The organism is Lacticaseibacillus manihotivorans DSM 13343 = JCM 12514 (genome assembly GCF_001435035.1).
Taxonomy (GTDB): Bacteria; Bacillota; Bacilli; order Lactobacillales; family Lactobacillaceae; genus Lacticaseibacillus; species Lacticaseibacillus manihotivorans.
In genome coordinates this window covers 1-4388 of the sequence record NZ_AZEU01000295.1, presented here as the reverse complement: position 1 = coordinate 4388, position 4388 = coordinate 1, and the positions used below count along the sequence as shown (strand labels likewise).

General features: G+C 48.4%; 6 protein-coding genes. 2 read left to right on the top strand and 4 right to left on the bottom strand.

The window, feature by feature from the left end; all coding sequences use genetic code 11:
- Positions 1 to 348: 348 nt before the first annotated feature.
- Positions 349 to 903 carry an ECF transporter S component gene (locus FD01_RS14280; protein ID WP_054719581.1) on the bottom strand — a complete coding sequence of 185 codons (555 nt, stop codon included), beginning with the start codon at positions 901 to 903 and terminating at the stop codon, positions 349 to 351.
- A gap of 13 nt (positions 904 to 916) precedes the next feature.
- Positions 917 to 1750, bottom strand: a complete 834-nt coding sequence (locus tag FD01_RS14275; protein ID WP_056964968.1) for a pyridoxamine kinase — start codon at positions 1748 to 1750, stop codon at positions 917 to 919.
- 82 nt (positions 1751 to 1832) lie between these two features.
- Between FD01_RS14275 and FD01_RS14270 the strand changes: the two genes are divergently transcribed.
- Both FD01_RS14270 and FD01_RS14265 read left to right on the top strand, forming a co-directional pair.
- On the top strand, positions 1833 to 2633 hold the full coding sequence (locus FD01_RS14270) for a MerR family transcriptional regulator (protein WP_054719582.1): 801 nt from the start codon (positions 1833 to 1835) through the stop codon (positions 2631 to 2633).
- Between the two features lie 42 nt (positions 2634 to 2675).
- Positions 2676 to 3359: a DUF554 domain-containing protein gene (locus FD01_RS14265; protein ID WP_056964967.1), complete on the top strand. Its 684-nt coding sequence runs from the start codon at positions 2676 to 2678 to the stop codon at positions 3357 to 3359.
- On the opposite strand, the gene FD01_RS14260 is transcribed toward FD01_RS14265, so the two are convergent.
- Together FD01_RS14260 and FD01_RS16215 are read right to left on the bottom strand one after the other, a co-directional pair.
- The gene (locus FD01_RS14260) at positions 3312 to 4040 is read right to left on the bottom strand and encodes a glycosyltransferase family 2 protein (RefSeq protein ID WP_054719584.1); all 729 of its coding nucleotides are present in this window, start codon (positions 4038 to 4040) and stop codon (positions 3312 to 3314) included. The genes FD01_RS14265 and FD01_RS14260 overlap by 48 nt on opposite strands.
- Positions 4041 to 4092: 52 nt before the next feature.
- A complete protein-coding gene (locus FD01_RS16215) occupies positions 4093 to 4284 on the bottom strand; it encodes a hypothetical protein (RefSeq protein ID WP_152164687.1) in 192 nt (63 codons plus the stop codon).
- Positions 4285 to 4388 lie beyond the last annotated feature (104 nt).

Sequence of the window (4388 nt, the reverse complement as noted above, 5' to 3'; positions counted from 1 at the left end):
GGTCTAACGTAGTGGAAGTGATTTGAAATTGGGACGGAAGCTGGTCACCGGTACGTAGTGAGAGTGCTGTTGGTGGTTTACCACCTACAGCACTCCGCAGTCGGAGCTCCGGCGAGTGGGGAGCGTAGCGACACATCTCGGCTAGCTCCGGCGAGGACCCTCTCCACGTACCGGTGGCCCGCTGGAGTCCCAATTTTAAATCACTGTAACGGAGTTAGACCACTGGCACCTGATGGCGGGCAGAAACGCTTACGATGCCGGACAGCGATATGCTTGTACTCATTATTAACTGTGGTTTAGCAACAGCAAAAAATCAGCCGGAACAAGTTGTCCGACTGATTTGGTAAATTAACGATTCAAGCGTTTGAACGCTGGTGCCAAAGCGAGATACAAAATTGGCACCACGATGGCAGTGGATACTGCATTGATGCCAGCTGAGGTCAAGCTCATGAAGCTGGCGATAATGGCGACATGGAAACTGGTCCCGACCATCATCGCTTCAACGATCGACACCAAATAACTGGTGATGATCTTGGTGATCCCAGCCGTCACACTGATGGTGATCAAGGCTTTGGCATCGAGCTTGCGCGTCGAGCCTTTGAAGGCTTTAAACAAACTCGACACGACGATTGCCATCACCAAACATTCCAAAACCGTCAGCCAGCTGGTGGCGGCATACCCGTTCAACACGTCAAAGCCGCCTAGTCCGATTGCCGAAGCGACAAAACCGTATGTCCCACCTAAAAATAAAATGGCTAACACCATCAAGGTATTCCCAAAATGAATAAACGGCCGACCCACAATGGCAGGCAATGGAATCCGCAACATCCAGATCCCGATATAAATAATGGCAGCAAATAATCCGGTAAAAATCAATTTGCGTAAATTAGTGGTACGCTTCATCTACAGTTTCCCCCTAAATTAATTCTGATAATGTTTGTAACAACCAGGGCAATTCCGTGGTATAGGTGACGCCAAATTTTGGATCCGCCTTAGTGGCCAGCGTTGAAATGATCACCCGTGATTCAAATTGCATCGCTAACTGACTGGCTTGCACCAAACTTAAGCCACGTAGTAAAGTCCCACAAAGCACTGCTGAAAAAATATCCCCAGTGCCAAAATAATGCCCTGACAAACGCTGCGTTTGCCATAAATGGGTTTGCTGACCATCAACCACCACCACGCCAACGCGATTATTGGTCAAATTCACCCCAGTCAACACAACCTGAACCGCAAACCGTTGCGCCAAACGCTCAGCTAACTGGCTAGCAACTTGTGGCGTTAAGGCGTCAGCGTTTGGCGATTCCCCTAATAATAACTGCGCTTCAGTGGGATTAGGCGTGATCACATTGGCCTGCGTGATCAATGCTTGCATCGCGTCGACATAGTTTTGATCAAAGCCGCGATACAACTGCCCGTTATCCCCCATCACCGGATCGATCACCACCAACGGCACTGTTTTGAACTTGGGTAACCACGTCTGCCAGACCTTCAGCGCTTTGGGCCCTAAATAGCCGAGCAAAATGGCTTGTGGGTCGAGGTCAAGGGTTTGCCAATGCGCCAAAATTTCAGGCATTTGCGCGGATAAATCAAAATAAGTATTGTTGGCAAAGCCAGTATGGGCGGATAATAAAGCCGTGGGTAACGCCAGTGGATCATGGCCAAGGGCTGCGATCAAAGGCAAGGCCACCCCCATTGACACTTGACCGACCCCTGATAGATCTTGGCTAATGACGACTTTTGCTTGCATGAGGGCCTCCTTTGTCAGCACACCGTTTTATTTTAACCGAATTCTCATTTCAATACTAGCATTTTCAGAAAATTCTGTCACCATGGCGACAGAATTTTCCATCGGGCAAATGGCCAAGCTTTTTGCCACCAGCGTCAAAACCTTGCGCTATTATGCCGACACTGACTTGCTACCGCCAGCGCGCATCGATTCGCACACCGGCTATCGTTATTACACCATTGCACAATTCGAGCGCTTAAATTCGATCTTCTATTTGAAAAAGCTCGGCTTATCCCTTGCTGAAATCAAAAGCCATTTGGCCGCACCTGACCGAGAAAGCTTGATTGGACAACTGCAACAGCAACAAACGTCGATCACCCAACAAATTGCGGCCTTGCAACGCGTTCAACACCACTTACAACAGCGCATCGACGCCTTATCGACCATCACCGAATTTGATCGACCTTATTTGGAAACCATTCCCGCTCGTGCGTGTCTGCGTTTAAGCGTACCGATCACCTCAAATCAAGACTTAGAGCTCGCCTTGCGCCAATTTGACCCACAAGCACTAGCGGACGCCACGCTTTTTTCGGGTGGGGTCGGTGTGATCCGATCCCTCGCTTCGATCGTAGCCCAAGACTTTGAAACGATTTCTGCGATTTTTGTGTTAACCGATGAAACTGTAGCTGACAGCTTGCCTGGTGGTTCGTTTGCGACGCTTAACTTCAACGGCGATCACGATCATGCAGCGCCAGCCTACAAACAATTACTAGCGTTTGTCAAAGCCCATCACTTGCAGATCACAGGCGACGCCATCGAGCGCACCTTGATCGATCAAGATGTGTCAGAAGATCTTGCCGATTACTGTACGCAAATTCAGATCCCAGTGTTGACTCTCCAGTAAGTGACGAGTTTATGATAAATAAAACAGTTTTTTGGAGGATTTATGTTAGGCACACTTTTTAATACGGCAATGATCATGTTAGGCTCAGCGCTTGGCGCATTAGGCAAGCGGGGTATCAAAAAAGCCACCCACCAAATGTTGATGGAAGCTTTGGGGATATGCGTCATCGCCATTGGCTTGAATACCACCTTGAGTCACATGCCTGATTCCAAATATCCGGTTTTATTTATCGCCAGTCTCGCTATTGGGGCCTTGATCGGCAGCAAATTGGATCTGGATGGCCGCTTTAACCGCATGCTGGCCAAACATGAAGGACAACAAGGCCTCGCGCAAGGCTTAGCGACTGGCATCTTGCTGTATTGCATCGGGACGTTTTCAATTGTCGGCCCGATCACGGCTGCATTAAAAGGCGATATCACCATGTTGTTGACCAACGGGATGCTCGACGCGGTGACGTCCACAATTCTAGCGGCAAGCTTTGGGTTTGGCATGATCATCGCCGCTCCCGTCTTGTTTTGTTGGCAAGGGGCAATTTATCTGATCGCCAAGTTGTTAGCTGGCGCGATTTCTAGTGCCATGATCACAGAACTTTCGATCGTCGGCGGGGTATTGATCTTAGCTTCTGGCATCAGCATTCTGGGCTTAAAGCCGATCAAGACATTGAATTTATTGCCCGCTTTAGTCGTCCCGATCGTGGTCGTCGCGGTTATCCAAATGTTTAGCTAACGCGTGGATCTGGTCAAAAACTTGTGCTTCTTGTCGGCGGTCAGCAGTATGAATCGTACTATTAGGGCGTGTGACTTTGACATAACGCACGTTGGGCTCAAATGCATAGCGTCCAGGATTATTGGCGACGAAATTTGCGGTGAACCAATAATCTTCAGCAATATGCAAACTTTCATCAAAGCGTAAATTGCTAATGGCTTCACGCCTGAAGGCTTTATTCCACACATAACCGCCGATGGCACTGCCATGTTGCGTCACTTGGCCAAACATCTGCTGTTGATCAAAATACACCCAGCCTGGCAAGTGATGCTGATTCACACCCCACCAGCGATACCCGACGGCAGTGGCCACAATGTCGGACTGAGAAAATCCAGTTTGCAAGGTTTGGACAAAATCTGGGGCTAAGCGATCATCACCATCGACAAATGCGATGATCTCCCCAGTCGCATGCTTCAGTCCAACATTACGAGCCACTGAGATCCCACCATGGGCAATGTCCAACGCATGCCAATTGGCGATCCCGCGAACGAATTGTTCAGCACGAGCAAAAGTACTATCTGTTGAGCCATCTGAAATCAGCCATAATTCAAAATTCTCCGTTTGATTCGCCAAAGTATCCAACATCGGTTGCAAATATTCCCCTAAGTTAAACATCGGTACAATAACAGAAAAGCGCACCATGACCGCCTCCTTTTAGGCATATCATGGGCGCTTCTTTGCACCTCGTCAAATTTTAGCATTTAAAAATCGCTAATAATGCGATCACGGCGATGACAACGACCGCAATAAAGCTGCCATCTCGCTTAACACCGGCGTTTGTCCAATACTCATCGGCGACGCGATCCAGGCCACGAGCTTCATCAAAATGGCGGTCATCCCGCGAATTCATCATCATAATCCCCAACTCCTTTAATCTTTTACTCATTTTGTTATACCTCATTTTGCCCACTTGAATTTACAATTGAAGTGGAATACTAAGAAAAAAGACTGACCCACTAGGAGACAGCGTAGAATGTTGTTTGTCGAGAA